A 21,142-nucleotide genomic window follows, 5' to 3' on the forward strand; every position below is an offset into this window, starting at 1 on the left:
ATTTTTATCCATTCACAAGTTTTAGTTGCTAGCTTTTAAGGGCAGCTTATAAAGACAAGAAATGAACAATAAACGACAAATAAAAAAGCCACGCAAAGGCGACTCTGCATGGCTTTAACGAGGGCAACATTACGCTGCCCTGTCTGATTGTAAGTTCAAAGGAGAACTGAACTCGTTAGGTTAAATTGAGCTTTGGTCGAAGTCGTTGCCTTGATCAGTTCCAGTTTGAGAATCTGAATCGAAGCTTCCAGAGTCGTCCGTGAAGTCAACACCTTGATCTTGACCACCTGAACTTGTCCAGTCGCTGCCACCAGATTCCATACCCGCCATGTCCGGTTGCTGTTCTTGCGTAGAACCTTGCATGGTGTATTGATCATCGACCTCAACTTCAACAGAACCGCTAGCACCGTCTATTGAGCTACCCAATTCGTCGTAACCTTGGAATTGGATCTCGCTAGTACCTTCATAACCTTCTGGAAGTTCAACTGATACAGGCTGCTCTAGGTTGCCACTGATTGTGAAGCTACCATCACCGTTATCCAGTGCGTTGCTCACAGTAGCGCCTTCAGGTAAGCCAGACATATCAGCGTAATCAACCGATTCGTTACCACTCACCTCATCAGGAATCGAGATAGAGATGGTATCGCCCGGTGCCGCTGTTACATCTGCTGTGCTGTCTTCAGTTTCAGCATCTTGAGCTTGTTCATCAGCTTGTTGAGCCACTTCCACTTGTTGCTCTTCTGTTGCTTGAGCAGCTTGAACTTGTGGTTCATCACTTTGTACTGAATCATCTTCAACTTGGACACTTAAGCTGTGACTTGATACTTCACCGCCGTCGTTAACTTCAACATTCATCGCTAAGTTGCCGTCAAAGTCTTCATTTGGCCAGTAAGTCCACTCACCTTCGCCAGATTCAGCAAAGAAGCCAGCATCGTTCGCGTCTGCAACATCAACAACTTGTGCAGAATCACTCACACCCAACTCATCCACCAGCTGTGCATCCGTGATAGTTAGTGAACCATCATCAGCTAAGGTATAACCTTCGCTTGCCGCTGCTTCATCGCCACTTTGGATATCCACATTGAAGAAGCTTTCGATGCGATTTTCGCCATCGGTCGCTATAAACCCAACTTGAACATCGCCGGTGTAGTCTTCTGCAGGAGTGAATTGATAGTTACCTTGGTTATCGCTCTCAATTACGCCCTGACCTTCCATCAAGCTTACTGACTCAATGCTCAAACTATCGCCTTCTGCATCGCTTAGGTTCGCTAACATGTCTTCATCAGTGAACGACAAGGTGGCATCCGCTGCGATTTCCGTCGTTGTGATGCTGTTAACTTCTGGTGCTGCATTCTGTTGTGAGTCGCCTTCTTTCACGACTACGCCAGTTTGCTCATCATGAAGCACACCATCTTTATCAACTACGTACGCAATGTCTGCTTCGCCAGTGAAGCCTGGTGCTGGTGTGAACGTCCAAGTGCCATCGCCATTATCGACAATCTCACCTTGGCTGCGGTCAGCAAGATGAACCAGTTTCACTTCATCATCGCTGTCAGCATCCACATTCTCAGCCAAACCGATTAGGTCGTCCGCCGTTAGGATGATGGAATCACCCGCTACGGTTTCGAAATCACCAGAATCGATGCCATCTTCAAACGCTTCCGGCTCATCTCCGTAATCAACCGTTGTTGCACTTACAGTTACGAAGAACTCACCATGGAAGTCTTCAGGAGGCGTCATTTGAATGTTTGAGATATCCCAATCGAACAGGTCGATGTATTGACCCGGCTCGGTGATCATCACGGTATTCACACCATCTGTTACCTCGAATCCAACAGGGAAACCCGTCATCACCAAGTTACTCAAGGTCTCTGAGTCATCGACTAGGCCAACGTTCAGTCCTAAGTGACCGGTTTCATCCTCACCGAACACCAATGGACCGTCATGGTCAGTTGAAATAACCGCGCCATCTGCGACAGGACGTACGAACACAGGAACATCGAGAACGGTTTCAAACTCACCGTCACTCACGACAACTTGTAGGTCAGAAACACCCGCAAAGTCGCCTGTTGGTGTGAATGTCCACGTACCATCACCGTTGTCTGTTACTTCTCCGCCATCTTCACCGTCTGCGGTGATAATGCGAGAAACAACAAGGTCAACGGTATCAATGTCACCGAACAAGTTCATCAAGTCGCCAGCATCGAAGGTGAACGCGCCATCTTCGTCTGTGGTCATCATTGCGTTGCCGACATTGAATGGTGCGTCGTTAACCGGAATGACATCCACATTCAGCGACCCATCAACCACTTCTTCACCGTCAGTCGCTTGATAACCCAGTTCCACTAAGCCATTAAAGTCTTGAGTAGTCACTAAGTGATACATGCCGTCTGGTTGCTGAGTTAAGGTCGCGTTCGCTGGAGCTCGAACTGTGATGCTTTCAATGCTGATCTCGTCACCATCAAGGTCTGTTACTTGATCCGCGATGTAAGCTGGGTCAATCACCATGACCACATCTTCTTCGCCTTGCATCTCAATCATTGGCGCTTCAGGTGCATCATTCACTGGCGTAACATCGATGTTGCCGTCGACTGAAATTGTCTCTTGGCCATCGCTAACATTAAACGTCATTGGCACATCGCCATTGAAGTTTTCGTTTGGTGTAAATGACCAAGTACCATCTTCGTTATCTAGCAACTCACCCAAGCTAGGGTCGATTTGTAGACCAGATGCCGACAGCTCGTCTGCGGTGTTATCGATGTCGGTAGCTTGAGCTAACAACATGTCTTGTGTGATAAGAATGGTGCTGTCTTCGGCTGTGGTTAGTTTCACATCCTCAGATTCAGGTCCATCGTTCACAGCCAGAACTTCGATTCCTGCCGTTGTTGTTGCAGTTGCACCGTCATCATCGGTCACAACCACATCTAGGCTGATATCACCATTAAAGTTCTCGTTTGGCGTGAAGGTCACAGACCCATTATCGTTTTGAACCAAGGTGCCGTCAGAGCCTGAGTAAGTCACGCTTTCAAGCGACACTTCACCATCAACGTCAGAACTATTAGCAATTAACTGCTCAGGGCTGATTGTGATGGTGCCATCTTCGTTCATTTGGTAAGACGTAGAACCCGCTACCGGCGCATCGTTAACATCCGTTACCGTCACACCAATATTGGCATCGACTGTCTCAGTGCCATCAGTCACTGTGAAGCCAAGATTTACATCGCCATTGAAGTTCTCGTTTGGAGCAAAGCTGTAAGTGCCATCACCGTTGTCAGTGAACACACCCTCTGCGCCCGTGTAAGACACACCCGTGATAGACAAGTCATCGCCGTCAATATCCGCAGCGCCTGCTAGTAGGTCTGCATCCGTGAAGATTAGCGTTCCATCTTCCTCAACGGTAAAGTTTTGGTCTTCTGCTGTTGGTAGGTCATTGACTGGATTAACCGTTAGGTCGACGTCAGCTTGGATTGTCTCGATACCGTCTGAAACATCGAAGCTTAGGTCTATGTCGCCGTTGAAGTCAGCATCCGGAATGATAGTAAATGAACCATCATCGTTCGCTGTTACGGTCGCATTGTCACCTGCAGATAGGTTGCTTGCGGTCAGTGCATCACCATCAACATCGGATGCGTTAGCCAGCAATTGCTCTTGCGATAGCGTAATTGAACCGTCTTCATCAACCGAGTAAGCCACGTTTCCGGCTACTGGAGCGTCGTTAACAGCAATGACTTCAATACCAGCGGTAGTTTGAGCCGTTGCACCGTCGTCATCAATAACCGTCACATCAAGGTTGATGTCGCCGTTAAAGTTTTCGTTTGGTGCGAACGTTACCGAACCATCTTCATTTTGAACCAAGATACCGTCTGCACCTGAGTAGCTCACGCTATCAAGCGACACCTCACCGTCCACATCGGAGCTATTAGCAATCAACTGCTCAGGGCTCAATGTGATGGTACCATCTTCGTTCATTTGGTAAGACGTTGCGCCTGCCACTGGAGTATCATTAACGTCTGTTACCGTTACGTCGATATTTGCATCAACCGTCTCTGTACCGTCAGATACTGAGAAGTCCAGACTTACATCACCGTTGAAGTTCTCGTTTGGTGCAAAGGTGTAAGTGCCATCGCCATTGTCGGTAAACACACCCTCTGCGCCAGTGTAAGACACATCGGCAACTGAAAGCTCATCACCATCAATATCAGAAGCACCCGCTAGCAGTTGCTCGTCTGTAAAGGTAAGTGAACCGTCTTCTTCAATGGTGTAAGCGACATCTTCTACAACCGCGATGTCATTTACTGGATTCACAGTAAGGTCGGCCGTTGCCACAACCGTTTCAGTACCATCAGAAAGGTCGAAGCTTAGATCAATGTCGCCATTAAAGTCGGCATCCGGGATAATGGTAAATGAACCATCGTCGTTTGCCGTTACTGTTGCGTTATCACCCGCGCTTAGGTTCGCAGCGGTGAGAACATCGCCGTCAACATCAGAAGCTTGAGCAAGCAGTTGCTCTTGGCTAAGCGTGATTGAACCATCTTCATCCACTGAGTAAGCCAAATCGCCAGATACTGGAGCATCGTTAACCGCGATAACTTCAATACCCGCAGTTGTTTGAGCGGTTGCACCGTCTTCATCCGCAACGGTGACATCTAGGCTGACATTGCCGTTGAAGTTTTCATTTGGTGCGAAGCTGTAAGTACCATCGCCATTGTCAGTAAAGATACCGTCTGCGCCTGAGTAGGAAACGTCGCTAACGGATACATCACCTTCAATGTCTGAGCTGTTCGCAAGAAACTGTGCTTCAGAGATGGTAATCACGTTATCTTCGTCAACGCTGTAGGTCGTTGAACCTGCAACCGGCAAGTCATTAACAGCAATGACGTCGATACCTGCGGTTGTTTCAGCGGTTGCGCCATCTTCATCCATAACAGATACATCAAGACTGATGTCACCGTTAAAGTTTTCGTTTGGAGCAAAGGTGTAAGTACCATCACCATTATCAGTGAATACACCATCAGTGCCGCTGTAGCTTACATCGCTGACAAACACTTCCCCTTCAACATCCGAGCTATTCGCTAGAAGTTGTGCATCGCTTAGGGTAATACTGCCGTCTTCTTCAACGCTGTAAGAGGTTGTGCCTGCAACTGGTACGTCATTGATTGGAACCACTTGAACATCAATGTTCGCCGATACAACATCAGTACCATCACTCACATCGTAAGTTAGGTCGACATTACCATTGAAGTTCTCGTTTGGAGCAAAGGTATAAGTACCGTCGCCGTTATCCGTGAACACACCGTCGGTGCCTTCGTAATTAACCGACTCGACAGAAAGATCATCGCCATCAATATCCGTTGCACCAGCCAATAGCTGTTCATCGGTAAAGGTCAGCGAGCCATCTTCATTAATGGTGTAGTCGTGGTCGTAAATAACCGAAAGGTCGTTAACTGCTGTTACAGTAACGTCTAGTTCCGCAGGCGTAACCCCGCCGTTGCCATCGTCCACGTTGTAACTAATCGAGAATTCACCATTGAAGTTCTCTTCCGGTGTAATGGTGTAAGTACCATCACCATTGTCAGTGATAAGAGCGTTCTCAATGGAAACATCTCCAACACTTGGTTCGTTTCCACCCGTCTCACCAGAGTCATCACCTTCATCGCCAGTTAGCAATTCAGAGATATCAATGCCGTTTTCATTCGCGAGTGCTTCTTCTGCTGTTGGCAAGTCGAATGCATTTTGAGTGCCTACATCTTGGCTTGGAACAATAACGCCGTTCACGATATCGAATACATGCCAGTGGTCACCCGATGGGTTTTCAGATAAATCAGGGCTAAAGGTTTCAACCAATGTATCGCCAACAAACACCTGAACCTGTACATCTTCAACACCATCCACATCCCAACTTCTGCTGGTGTAGTTGTGTACTGAATAGTGCATGTCAGCATCTTGATAATTTGGAATAGTGATGGTTTCAGGACCACCGCCATTCGTGTCATCCACATCTTGCTGAACGACACTACCTTCGCCCAAATCGTGGCTCATGTCGCGATAGTAAATATGGTCTAGCTCATTGCCATTTTCTGTATCGTAGAGCCATAGATGGTTGTCCATATCACGTGGACTTTCACCCCATGTGACCACGATACGCATATCTGTTTCTTCAAGTACTTCAGATATTGCAGTTACGCCACCGTTGGTATCTTCACCAGCTGGAACTAGGAAGCTGCTAGTAATAGAGCCTTCTTGTTCAATAGTAACGGTACCTTGGTCAACAACAGGACCGCTCACAGAGTAGTTACCGGATTGATCCGTCACTGCGGTGTAAGAGTGACCTGCGTTGTCGGTTAACGTCACATCCGCGCCTGTGATTGGGTTGCCGGTTTCAGCATCCAACACGGTACCGGTTACGGTTGTTTCATCACCCGGCTCTCCGATAATTGCGGTCATGTCATCGTCTTCGATGTCAGTTGCGAATTGTAGGAGCTCTTCTTGAGTAATGGTGTATGAACCATCTTCTTCAATGGTTATCGCCACATCAGCAGAAACAATTGGCGCGTCGTTAACTGGGTCAACGGTTAAGCCCAAGTTAGCGGCAATTGGAGTATCGCCATCGCTGATACTGTAGGCAACATCGATGTAGCCATTGAAGTTTTCGCTTGGAGTGATTGAGAACGTGCCATCGCCATTGTCGACAATCGTTGCATCGTCACCCACTAAGGTTAAGCTAGAAGCGACAAGGTCGTCGCCCTCAATATCAGCGGCATTCGCAAGTAGCTGCTCCTGCGTGATAGTGATGACATTATCTTCATCAACGTTCGCGTAAACATCAGATGTCGTTGGCAAGTCATTGACTGGGTTTACCGTCAGATCGGCGTTCGCCACAATTGACTCAGTGCCATCCGAAATATCAAAGCTTAGGTCGATATCGCCATTGAAGTTAGCATCTGGCGTTACCGTAAAGGTGCCATCGCCATTATCAACAACGGATGCATTATCGCCTGCGCTTAGGTTGCTTGCGGTCAGGTCATCGCCATCCACATCAGATGCTTGAGATAGCAACTGCTCTTGAGTCAGAGTAATAGAACCATCTTCATCAATGCTGTATGCCAAGTCACCCGATACTGGTGGATCGTTAATTGGAAGAACATCAATGCTTGCCGTCGTGACCGTCGTTGCACCATCTTCATCGGTCACCACCACATCGAGGCTAACATCTCCGTCGAAGTTTGCGTTCGGCGCGAAGCTGAATGTTCCATCGCCATTATCAGTAAAGATGCCGTCAGCGCCTATGTAGTTAACGCTATCAATCGCCACTTCACCTTCAATATCAGAAGAGTTCGCCAACAGTTGCTCGGCACTGATGGTGATAACTTCATCTTCGTTCACTGAGTAGCTGGTAGAACCTGCGATTGGCGGATCGTTCACCTCAAGTACGGTGATTCCTGCTGTGGTCGCTTCTGTTGCCCCTTCTTCATCGGTAACAACAACTGCTAAGCTCACATCACCATTGAAGTTCTCGTTTGGCGAGAAAGTGTAAGTGCCGTCACCGTTGTCTTCGAACACACCGTCACTGCCAGTGTAAGTCACACTATCAATCGCAACCTCACCTTCAACATCTGAAGAGTTGGCTAATAGCTGTTCGTTACTGATCGTGATTGAGTTATCTTCATGCACAGTGTAAGACGTGCTGCCCGCCACTGGTGGATCGTTCTCAGGCGTCACGCTCACATCGATGTTCGCTTGAACCGTATCTGTGCCATCTGACACATCAAAGCTGAAGTTCACATCACCATTGAAGTTCTCGTTTGGCGCAAAGCTGTAGCTTCCGTCGCCATTATCAGTAAGAACACCATCAGCACCCGTGTATGTCACACCTTCTACCGTCAGGTCATCACCTTCAACATCAGTTGCACCTGTTAACAGGTCAGCGTCAGTGAAGTTAAGAACCCCATCTTCACCAATAGTGAATGCTTGGTCTTGTGGCTCTGGCGCATCATTGACAGGTGTTACTGTCAAGTCTAGGCCAGCCACGACCATGTCTTCCCCATCGGTTACATCGTAACTAAATTCGATATTACCGTTGAAGTTTTCACTCGGAGTAATGGTGAAGCTGCCATCGTCGTTCATTTCAACGGTCGCATTTTCGTCATTAGTGGTTAGATTGATTGCTGATAGGTCATCACCATCAATATCGACAGCGTGCTCTAGCAACTGCTCTTGAGTTAGCGTGATACTGTTGTCTTCGGCCGTAACGGCACTGATATCACCATCAACTTCTGGCGCATCATTCGCTGGCGAGATATGAATCGTCACATCTTGCGTTGCCGTTGCGGTTGTTCCTGTATCAACATCCGTTGATGTCGCATTGACCGTTAGTACCACATCACCATTGAAATCACCTGAAGGGATAAACTCAAGTCCTGCAAGTTCTTCTGGCTGTAGTGACCACGTGCCATCGCCGTTGTCGGTACCTGCAGAAAGCGAACTTCCCTCTGGTACATCTTCAATCAAGATAGCGAGATTTTCTGAACCATCGGTATCGGTTAACGCCGCATCAATATCCAGTGGTACTGGCGTATCTTCGGTACCAATAATTTGGTAATCCGCATCAGACACTGTGATTTCAATGTTGTCGATGCCAAACGACTCATCACTCACACCTTGGTTCAAGGTTGAACCGAAGCCTAACTCAAGTTGGCCGTCTTCAACGGGTACCGTTAGGTTGATTTGGTGTGCTTGGTCGTTCCAACCACTGAAGCCTTCACCTTGCGACACGCCGTGAACAACTTCACCCACTTCATTGCCCGCTGAATCGTACAACGTTGTAGTGCCATCTTGAGTTTGGAACGCCGAGTTGTCTAACGAAGTAAGCTCTTCGCCGCCGACAAAGATTTGGAACGACTCACCATCCCAAGAATCAATTTCATAGAAGCTAAACGAGATATTAACTTCGCTCACATCACTTGGAATGTCGTAAGTTTTGCTGACAGCTTCATCGCCACCAGTGCCACCAATACGACCTAGCATGTCACCTGATTCGAAGCCTTGTGAGCTTTCAGTACCGGTATTCCAACCGTTTGAGCCAGACTCGAAGTTGTCTGAAGCAATCACTAGGTCAGACGCAATCGACAGCTCTGGCATATCAACCACAGATTGAACATCAATCGTCGCTTCTGCTGGTACTGTCGCTGTACCGTCATTCACGTCGAACGTCACATTCACATTGCCGTCGAAGTTTTCATTCGGTGCGAATGTATAAGTACCGTCGCCGTTATCAACCAAAGTACCGCTATCTGAAGCCACATTTTCAACCGATAGGTTATCGCCATCAATGTCGCCCGCATTTTGCAGCAGTTGCTCTTCTGTAAAGGTAAAGCTCGTGTCTTCTTGAGTCACAAACTGTGGCTCACCGACAGTTGGCAAGTCATTGACAGGGTTAACGGTAAGATCAGCCGTTGCTTGAAGCGTCGCATCACCATCGGTAATGTCGAAGTTCAAATCAATGTCGCCATTGAAGTTAGTATCTGGCGTGATAGTGAAACTACCATCATCGTTTGCAGTGACGGTCGCATCACCACCAACAGTTAGATTAGCCGCTGTTAAGTCATCGCCGTCAACATCGCTCGCTTGAGCAAGTAATTGCTCTTGGCTCAAGGTAATTGAACCATCTTCGTCCATGCTGTACGCCAAGTCGCCCGATACCGGAGCATCGTTAACAGGCAGAACATCAATGCTTGCAGTGGTAGTTGCGGTTGCGCCTTCTTCATCAGTAACGACAACATCAAGGCTTACATCGCCATCGAAGTTAGCGTTAGGTGCGAAGCTGAATGTTCCGTCACCATTGTCGCTAAAGATACCGTCTGAACCTGTGTAGTTAACGCTATCAATCGCCACTTCACCTTCGATATCAGAAGCGTTCGCCAACAGTTGCTCTGAACTGATGGTGATAACTTCGTCCTCGTTGACTGAGTAGCTCGTTGAACCTGCGATTGGTGGATCGTTCACCTCAAGTACAGTAATACCCGCGGTGGTCGCTTCAGTTGCACCCTCTTCATCGGTAACGACAACATCTAGGCTAACTTCACCGTTGAAGTTTTCGTTTGGCGAGAAGGTGTAAGTACCGTCACCATTGTCTTCAAAGACACCATTAACGCCAGTGTAAGTCACGCTATCAACTGCCACATCACCTTCAATATCCGAAGAGTTAGCTAGAAGCTGCTCATCGCTGATGGTAATTGAGTTGTCTTCATGAACGGTGTAAGACGTGCTACCTGCAACAGGCGGATCGTTCTCTGGTGTCACGCTGACATTAATGTTGGCTTGAACCGTATCCGAGCCATCTGACACATCAAAACTGAAGTTCACATCACCATTGAAGTTCTCGTTTGGCGCAAAGCTGTAGCTTCCGTCGCCATTATCAGTAAGAACACCGTCCGCACCTGTGTAAGTAACACCTTCAACCGATAGGTCATCTCCATCAATGTCGGTCGCACCTGTCAGCAAGTCTTCATCAGTGAAGCTCAAGACGCCGTCTTCGCCAATGCTGAACGTTTGATCTTGTGGTTGTGGAAGGTCATTAACTGGGTTAACGGTGAGGTCAGCCGTCGCAACAAGCGTATCTGTACCATCGCTAATGTCGAACGTTAGGTCAATGTCACCATTGAAGTTCGCATCAGGGGTAATGGTAAAGCTGCCGTCATCGTTAGCAACAACCGTCGCGTCTCCATCAACAATCAAGTTAGAAGCAGTAAGGTCGTCGCCATCTACATCGCTTGCTTGAGAAAGAAGCTGCTCTTGGCTCAAGGTAATCGAACCGTCTTCCTCAACACTGTATGCAAGGTCGCCTGATACTGGTACGTCGTTGATTGGTAATACATCAACCGTAATAAACGTATCAACTTGAGCGCCGTCTTCATCTTGAATGGTCACATCCAACTGCACTTGACCGTTGAAGTTTTCATTCGGTGCGAAGCTACATGTACCGTCACCATTGATTGAGAAGATGCCGTCTGGACCATCGTAGTTAATCTCAACAAGCTCAACATCACCTTCAATATCAGAAGCGTTAAGCAGAACTTGAGACTCATTGAAAGTCAGTACTGAATCTTCATCAATGGTGTATGACGTTGGGCCAGCAATTGGCGGATCGTTCACCTCAAGGACAGTTATACCCGCCGTTGTTGCTTCAGTCGCGCCATCTTCATCCGTCACGACAACATCTAGGCTAACTTCGCCATTGAAGTTCTCGTTTGGAGAGAAGGTATATGTGCCGTCACCGTTGATTTCCAGAACACCGTCGCTACCACTGTAAGTCACGTTATCAATTGCGACTTCCCCTTCAATATCTGAAGAGTTCGCTAACAATTGTTCGTTACTGATCGTAATGGAGTTGTCTTCATGAACCGTGTAAGACGTGCTACCTGCAACAGGCGGATCGTTCTCTGGCGTCACGCTGACATCAATGTTAGCGGTTACCGTATCGGTACCATCTGATACATTGAACGAGAAGTTTACATCGCCATTGAAGTTTTCGTTTGGCGCGAAGCTGTATGTGCCATCGCCATTATCGGTTAGAACACCATCTGCGCCAGTGTAAGTCACACCTTCAACGCTTAGGTCGTCCCCTTCAATGTCCGTCGCACCTGTTAATAGGTCTTGGTCTGTGAAGGTTAATACACCATCTTCGCTGACTGTGAATGCTTGGTCTTGTGCTTCTGGACCATCGTTCACTGGTGAAACAGTTAGCTCTAGATTGGTAGAGACAACATCATCACCATCAGACACATCAAACGTAAAGCTAACATCGCCATTGAAGTCAGCATCTGGCGTTAATGTGTAAGTACCATCACCGTTATCTGTGATAGTTACGCTGTCGTCATCAGTCGCTAAGTTAAGCGCTGTGAGTTGGTCGCCATCTAAATCGCGAGCATTGGCTAACAAGTCTTCTTGCGTGATGATGATAGAACCATCTTCCTCCACTGTTGCGGCAACAGGAAGTGCTTCAGGTGCGTGCTCAATGTGCGCGCCTGTCGCATTAATGTAGATGGTTTGAGAGACCGTTTCAGAATCATCATTCGATAGCTCTGTTGCGGTTGCGGTTACATGAACTTCAAGCTGCTCATTGAAGTCTTCTGGTAACTGGATCTGTAGAGCATTTTCGATGGCCGTTGTTGGTAAGTTCACCGTACCATCAGGGCCAACCGTCACTTCACCACTGTAGATTTGGCTGTTCACTTCACCGACATCGATTGTGAAGTTGAAGTCTGAATAGTCAGCATCACCGCCGCCATACAAATCTTCAAACCCGTAAACAAGCTCGCCGTCTTCATTAACCGTCGTGCGAGTATGCTCGATACCATCTTGGTTTAGCTGAGAGCTTGAACCACCATGGAAGATCGCATCACCATTCTGGCCTTGAACGACAGTTTCAGTGCCATCGGCAGCAACAAATACAAGTTGAGGATCAACCGTGTCCATGTTTGCAGGCGAACCATCTTCAGCACGGAACTCGTACTGACCTTCCTGCATCGCGTCAAAGTCATTGTGCTGATGTCCGTTTGGAATCAAGAACAGATTGAAACTTTCACCTTCTTCAACTTGGAAGCTGAACTGGTCTTGTCCTGGAACAAGGTCACCGCCGCCGCCAACTTGTGACGCGTTTTCGTAAACAACTTCAACACCCGTGATATTACCGTCTTCATCAACTTTGTAGTAACCCGCTGCGTTTTGGTAACCTGCCGTTTCACCTTCAAACGTTACTGTAATTTCTGTGTCGTTGTAACTGGTGATACCGTTCTCTTGGTCATTCAGAACGCCTTCGTTATCGTATTGAATAACCGAACCTTCTGGCACACCATCTACAGTTACGGTAAGTGTTTCAGACAAGTCTTGATCGACAAGCGCCGCCGCAATATTAAGCTCAACAATGCCGCCTGGCTCAACCAAAATAGCTTGGTCATCAACGTTAACACCGTCTCCATCGGTTATCACAAGATCCGGTGCATCCGCGACTGCTTCAATATGAACGTTAAGGTCTTGTTCAACCTCATCCGTACCGTCTGTCACAGTAAAGCTGAACTGCAGATCACCACTGAAATGCTCTTCAGGAACGAAGCTAAACGTGCCATCACCGTTGTCGGTGACTGTACCTTCATCACCAGAGTAATTGATGCTAGTAACACTAAGGTCATCGCCATCAATATCAATCGCACCACTCAACAGATCCTCTTGAGTGAACAGGATGCTGCCATCTTCTTCAATGTGGTACATGCCTGGAGCAACAATTGGAATGTCATTCACCGGATTCACGGTCAATGTCATATCATTAGACGTGCTCAGCTCACCGTCGCTCACCTCATAAGTGAATGCAATATCACCATTGAAGTTTTCAGAAGGTGTCACTGTGTACGTGCCATCACCATTGTCTACAATGCTGGCGTTCGGATCATTGGTTTCAAGTGAAGAAGCAAATAGCTGATCGCCATCTTGGTCGCTCGCATTCTCCAACAGCATTTCTTGTGTAACGAGGATTGAACCATCTTCGTCGACATCAGCCACCATTGGCGTCGCTTCTGGTGCATCGTTGACGAACTCAACTTTTAGGTCGATGTTTGCGGCCACCACGTCGGTGCCGTCACTCACATCAAACGTTAAGTCAACATTGCCGAAGAAGCCCTGCTCTGGCGTTAATGTGTATGTTCCATCGCCATTATCTGTGACTTCTACCGTGTCGCTTGCGCTCGTCACATTCACAACAGACAGTTCATCGCCTTCAACGTCTGTCGCTTGTGCCAGTAATTCAGCTTCGGTAATAGTAATCGCTTGACCATCTTCCGTAGCGAAAGACATGTCTGGAACGTCTGGCGCATCGTTGATTGGATTTACGGTTAAGTTGAGGTCGGCAGCCACGGTCTCAATCGCGTCAGTGACATCGTAAGTAAATTCAATCTCACCAAAGAAATCTGCACTTGGTGTAATCGTGAAGCTACCGTCTGGGTTTTCTACAACAACCGCATTTGGATCGTTGGTCGCAAAGTTAACCGCTTCAAGGTTATCGCCATCCACATCGGTTGCATTCGCTAACAGATCCTCTTGAGTGATAGTGATTGACCCATCTTCATCAACAGCGGCTTCAATTGGACCACTCACCTCAGGGCCTTCGTTGACAATTTCAACGTCGACTCTTGCTGTACTTGGTGCGCTTGCTTGCCCGTCACTGATATCGAAGGTCAGATTCACTTCACCGTAGAAGTCCTCTGCAGGTTCGAATGTGAAAGTATTGTCTCCATTGTCTGTTAATGTACCTTGTGATTGGTCAACAAGCAGTAGATTCTCAACATGCAGGATCTCGCCATCAACATCGGTCGCGCCAGACAATAGGTCTTTCGCTTCGATGATCATAGAGCCGTTTTCAAGCATTTGGGTGTGCAATGGCTCGCCCGGAACCGGCACATCATTAACAGGTACAACGGTCAGATCTAGATGGGTTGCAACTTCATCGGTGCCATCGAATACCTTGTAATCAATGTCGATTTCACCATTGAAGTTTTCATTCGGCATGAAGGTAAATGTACCATCACCATTGTCGACTAAATCACCGTCATCACCACCGTAAGTGATGTCAGAAATAGACAGCGCATCACCCTCTACATCTGTGGTGTTCGCCAGTAAATCATCAGCACTGAACGTAATACCTTGGTCTTCGTCTGTCGATAAAACCATTGGACCAGAAACGATTGGCGCATCATTCACCGATTCGAAGTTGATGTTGATGATGTTGCTGTCTGTTAGCTCACCATCGGTAACTTGGTAACCGAGTTCGATTTCACCATGGAAGTTTTCATCCGGTGTTACCGTCCAAGTACCATCACCATTATCGATGAGTGTTGCATGCTCTGAGTTTTCACCCACCAGCTCGAGATTTTCAATATCAAGGTCGTCGCCATCAATATCAGATGCTTGCGCCAGTAGTTGCTCTTCGGTAATCACAACTGAAGCAAACTGGGCAGAACCATCGGTATCGACAGTAATATTCGGAAGATCAGCCGTTAACTCGATTTCGTTGTCACCCGCATGGATGTTCAACTCAACCGTTTCGGTGATTTCTGAACCGTCTACACCAATCGATGTAAACACCGCTTCATCATGACAAGTTTGTGACACTGTCATGTTTTGAACGACGTAAGTACCATTACCTTGCACGGTACCAAGCTCAAAGTAAGACACCGGTTGATCAACCGTTAGCGTGTAGTCTGTCTCGAAAGTACCACGGTCTTCTTTGTGGTAAGTCATCGAGTCAATTAGGTCGCCATCCTCATTGAACGCTTTGATTTCTACTTCGGTAAAGTGACGAGACTCTTCCATGAACCAGCCACCCAAACCATCTAGGTGGAAACTGATTTCATTGATGTCTTGACCTTCAACCGAAACAGTCAGTTTCTCATCACCACTTAGGCCTTGGCGGTCTGTATCACCAAGTCCGTGACCAATGTGGGTGTTACCATTCCAGGCACCAAGCGGATCATCGTTACTTTGAACGGTTACCGTTAAGTCACCATCCGAGAACTCACGCGTATAAGGGTCAACTTCTGTACCCCAATCATCCACACTCGCGTTATCGTCAAATGTACCGATTTGTGTGGTGTGCGTACCTTCAGCAAGAGCATCTTCACTTGGAACAAAGCGCACTTCGGTATCTGCAGGAACTTCTTGTCCTACTTCCAGTACCACCCACTCATCATTAACATTCGCTTCAATGATCCCGTTTTCTGGCGCTTGGTCTAAACGTAGTGCAGGTTCTTCACGAAGCGTCACACCAACCGTTTGATCTTCTTGCGCTTGGATGAAGATCTCTTCGCCCGCTTCTGGCGCATCATTAACTGGATTAACCGTTAGATCGAGTGTGGTCAGAACTTCGTTGTCACCATCACTGATGCTGTATGTGAAGTCTAACTCGCCATTGAAGTTTTCAGTGTGCGTGATGGTGAATGAACCATCGTCGTTAGCAACAATTGTCGCGTCAGGGTCGTTGGTTTGAAGGTTAGACGCCGTTAACTCATCACCTTCAACATCGGTTGCATTCGCAAGCAGCTGTTCTTGAGTAATAGTGATTGAATTATCTTCGTCGACTTCGGCTTCAATACCGGACGTTTCAGGGCCGTCATTGACAGCAATGACATCAATGCCCGCTGTCGTTATCGCCGTTGCACCGTCTTCGTCAACGACGACAACATCTAGTGAGATGTCTCCGTCGAAGTTTTCATTTGGCGTGAAGGTGTAGGTGCCATTACCGTTATCAACGAACGAACCATCGTCACCAGCGTAAGTAACGCTCGATAGAGCAACATCACCCTCTACATCTGAAGAGTTCGCTAATAACTGCTCATCACTGATCGTGATTTGGCCATCTTCCTGAACTGTATAAGCTGTCGAGCCCGCTACAGGAGGATCGTTCTCCGGCGTTACACTTACATCAATATGGGCGGCTGTTGAACCCGTGCCATCAGAAACATCAAATGAGAATTGAACATCACCATTGAAGTTCTCGTTTGGTGCAAAGCTGTAAGTGCCGTCACCGTTATCACTAAGAACACCATCAGCGCCCGTGTAGAGCACGTTTTCAATCGACAGCTCATCACCGTCAATATCCGACGCGCCTGCAAGCAGATCAGCATCGGTGAAGAGTAACGTACCGTCTTCTTCAATCGTGAACTGTTGATCTTCCGCTTGTGGCAGGTCATTAACCGGATTCACAGTAACGTCTAGGCCAACTTGAACTGAACCACCATCGTTATCGATGATATCGAAGTTCAAATCTAGGTCACCGTTGTAGTCTGCGTTAGGTGTAATGGTGTAGCTGCCATCATCATTGTGTTGGATGATTGCGTTTTCATCAGTAGAAAGGTTAATAGCTTCTAGGTTTTCGCTATCAATATCACCAGCTCGCGCCAATAACTGATCTTGGCTTAGCGTGATTGAGCTGTCTTCGTTGATGGTGTAAGCCAAATCGCCCGATACTGGTGGATCGTTAATTGGTAGTACATCGACATTAATCTGTGTCTCTACCGTCGCACCATCTTCATCTTGAATGGTCACACCCAGTTGAACCTGACCATTGAAGTTTTCATTGGGTGCAAAGCTGCATGTGCCATCACCATTTACAGTGAAGATACCGTCAGAGCCATCGTAGTTAATGCCAACAAGTTCTACATCGCCTTCGATATCCGAAGCATTCACAAGAATCTGAGATTCACTGAACGTCAGTACCGAATCTTCGTCAATGGTGTATGACGTTGGACCCGCAACCGGTGGATCATTCACTTCTAGTACGGTAATGCCCGCAGTGGTTTCATCAATCGAACCGTCTTCATCGGCAACAATAACGTCAAGGCTGATATCGCCACTGAAGTTTTCATTAGGAAGGAAGGTGTAACTGCCGTCACCATTATCTTGGAACACGCCATCTGTGCCGCTGTAAGTTACGCTGTCAATCGACACTGCACCTTCAACGTCAGAAGAGTTTGCTAGCAACTGCTCATCAGAAATTGTGATGGCATTGTCTTCGTTGACCATGTATGAGGTTGAACCCGCAACTGGCGGATCGTTCTCAGGAGTCACACTGACGTCAATGTTAGCGCTGACCGTTTCTGTGCCATCAGACACATCGAAACTGAAGTTCACATCGCCATTGAAGTTTTCATTTGGCGCAAAGGTATAAGTACCATCACCGTGGTCGCTCAGTACGCCATCACCACCTGTATAGCTAATACCTTCAACGGTTAAGTCGTCGCCATCAACATCGGTGGCACCGGTAAGTAGGTCGGCATCTGTAAATTGCAGCGTACCGTCTTCTGCGATACTGAATTGTTGGTCTTGAGGAACCGGCAAGTCATTAACTGGGTTAACAGTAAGATCGGCGGTTGCTTGAACGGTATTGGTGCCATCTGAGATATCAAAGCTGATATCGATGTCACCATTGAAGTTCTCATCTGGCGTAATCGTGAAGCTGCCGTCATCGTTTTGAGTAACGGTTGCATCACCACCAACTGTTAAGTCGCTCGCGGTTAGATCTTCGCCTTCAACATCGGACGCTTGAGACAACAGCTGATCTTGGCTCAATGTGATTGAACCATCTTCGTTAACGTTGTAAGCCAAATCACCCGATACTGGCACATCATTGATTGGCAGTACGTCAACATTGATGACGGTTTCAACCTCTGCACCATCTTCATCACGAATGGTGACATCAAGCTGAACTTGGCCATTAAAGTTCTCATTTGGAGCGAAGCTACAAGTGCCGTCACCATTTACTGAGAAGATACCCTCAGGGCCATCGTAGCTAATACCAACAAGCTCAACATCACCTTCTACATCTGAGGCATTAAGCAACACTTGAGACTCACTGAAGGTCAGTACTGAGTCTTCATCAATGGTGTAAGACGTTGGGCCTGCAACCGGCGGATCGTTCACTTCAAGAACATTGATGCCCGCGGTCGTTGCATCGGTCGCACCCTCTTCATCAGCAACAACCACATCAAGTGCAATTTCACCGCTAAAGTTCTCATTTGGCGAGAAGGTGTAAGTGCCGTTACCATTGATTTCAAGGACACCGTCACTACCCGAGTAAGTCACGCTGTCTATCGATACATCACCTTCAATATCTGAAGATGTTGCCAATAGTTGTGCATCAGAAATGGTAATCGAATTGTCTTCATTAACAGTGTAAGACGTAGAGCCAGCAACTGGCGGATCGTTCTCTGGAGTCACGCTAACATCAATGTTTGCAGACACCGTATCGGTGCCGTCTGAAACATCGAAGCTAAAGTTTACGTCGCCATTGAAGTTTTCATTTGGCGCGAAGCTGTATGAGCCGTCACCATGATCTGTCAGTACCCCATCAGTCCCTTCATAACTGATGCCTTCAACCGTTAAATCATCACCCTCAATATCGGTTGCACCGGTTAGCAGATCTGCATCAGTAAACTGCAGCGTGCCGTCTTCTTCAATACTGAACTGTTGATCTTGAGGGACTGGCAGGTCATTAACTGGGTTAACGGTTAGGTCAGCTGATGCTTGAACCGTATTGGTACCATCTGAGATATCGAAGCTGATATCGATTTCACCATTGAAGTTCTCATCTGGCGTGATGGTAAAGCTACCATCATCGTTTTGAGTAACGGTCGCATCGCCACCAACCGTTAGGCCACTAGCAGTTAGATCATCGCCTTCTACATCTGACGCTTGAGAAAGCAGTTGTTCTTGGCTTAGACGAATAGAACCATCTTCATCGACTGAGTATGCAAGGTCGCCTGATACTGGTGCATCATCGACTGCTGTTACGCTTACATCGATGTTTGCCGCTACCGTATCGGTACCGTCTGATACATCGAAGCTGAAGTTGACGTCGCCGTTGAAGTTCTCGTTTGGCGCAAAGGTGTACGTGCCATTACCGTTGTCGGTAAGAATGCCGTCGCCGCCATCGTAGGTCACACCTTCAACCGTAAGGTTGTCACCTTCAATGTCTGTCGCACCTGTGAGTAGATCAGCGTCAGTGAAGATAAGTGTGCCGTCTTCTTCAACACTGAACTGTTGATCTTGAGGAACTGGCAGATCATTGATTGGGTTAACGGTTAAATCGGCAGAAGCTTGAACCGTGTTAGTGCCATCTGAGATATCAAAGCTGATATCGATGTCACCATTGAAGTTCTCATCTGGCGTGATGGTAAAGCTGCCATCGTCGTTCTGAGTAACTGTCGCATCGCCACCAACCGTTAGGCCACTAGCAGTTAGATCATCGCCTTCTACATCAGATGCTTGAGACAGCAATTGCTCTTGGCTTAGACGAATCGAACCATCTTCATCGACTGAGTAAGCAAGGTCGCCTGATACTGGCGCATCATCGACTGCTGTTACGCTTACATCAATGTTTGCAGCAACCGTGTCTGTACCGTCTGATACATCGAAGCCGAAGTTTACATCACCATTGAAGTTCTCGTTTGGCGCAAAGGTGTACGTGCCATTACCGTTGTCGGTAAGAATACCGTCGCCGCCATCGTAGGTCACACCTTCTACAGTCAGGTTATCACCTTCAATATCGGTTGCACCCGTTAGGAGGTCTGCATCCGTAAAAACCAGTGTGCCGTCTTCTTCTATTTCAAACGTTTTATCTTCTGGTACAGGTGCGTCATTAATAGGACGAACCGTTAAATCAATTGCGCTACTTATGGTTTCTTGGCCGTCACTGATATCAAAAGTAAGGTCTAGCTCGCCATTAAAGTCAGCGGAAGGTACAACTGTGAACGTACCGTCACCATTATCTTGAACCGTTGCATCTGCGCCGACTTGAACGTTTGAAGCAATAAGCTCATCACCATCAACATCACTTGCGTATTCGAGTAATTGTTCTTGAGTAAATGTTATGGAGCCATCTTCATCCATGATGTAAGCCAGATCTTGTTCAGCTTCCGGAGCATCATTTTCACTTTCTACTTTGATTTTGAACGTTTCACTTGTTGTCTCAGAATCAAAGTCATCCTCTACTTCACTGATGGTCTCTTCATCTGAAGCTTGAACATCAACGGCGAATGTCTCTTCGACTGTCTGTGAATCAAGGTCATCACCGACTTGTTGCTCATCCGATTCAGAAGATGTAGAACTCGGCGCTGCAGATGTACGTGCTGCTTGGCCTTGTTCTTCATTACCCTCAGCGTCGGCTCCACCTGTCGCAGCCTCTGCGTTATCGCCACCTACGGCTTGAGCGCCAGCACCTGCTCCGCCACCACTGCCAGCAGCATTATCCGAGCCAGCTTCCGAAGCCGCACCACCGACTACATTAGATTGAGCTGCATCTGAATCTCCATCGCTTTCTGGCGTCTCTTCTTGAACAGCAGCACCAGAAGCTGCTGCTTCTTCTGAATTACCAGCACCACTTGGATTGTCTTCCAACGCTTGGTTCACTTCGTCTGCCGCGTCGGTATTTTCAGCACCCGTCGCTACCGTCGACGCAATCGTGTTCTGTTGATTTTGTTGATTCTGCTGTTGGGAGGGCGTACCCGCGTCGTTCGTGTCCGTCTGTTCTACCGCGTCATTGAGATCTTCATTTTGGTTGTTTTGGTTATTTTCGCCTGCCATTACAGCCTCCGTTGCT

1 protein-coding gene is annotated in these 21,142 nt (G+C 47.5%); it reads right to left on the reverse strand.

The features are described from left to right. Positions 1–180: 180 nt before the first annotated feature. Positions 181–21,126: a tandem-95 repeat protein gene (locus OCV30_RS21335; RefSeq protein WP_065678415.1), complete on the reverse strand. Its 20,946-nt coding sequence runs from the start codon at positions 21,124–21,126 to the stop codon at positions 181–183. Positions 21,127–21,142 lie beyond the last annotated feature (16 nt).

Source organism: Vibrio atlanticus (assembly GCF_024347315.1).
Lineage (GTDB): Bacteria > Pseudomonadota > Gammaproteobacteria > Enterobacterales > Vibrionaceae > Vibrio > Vibrio atlanticus.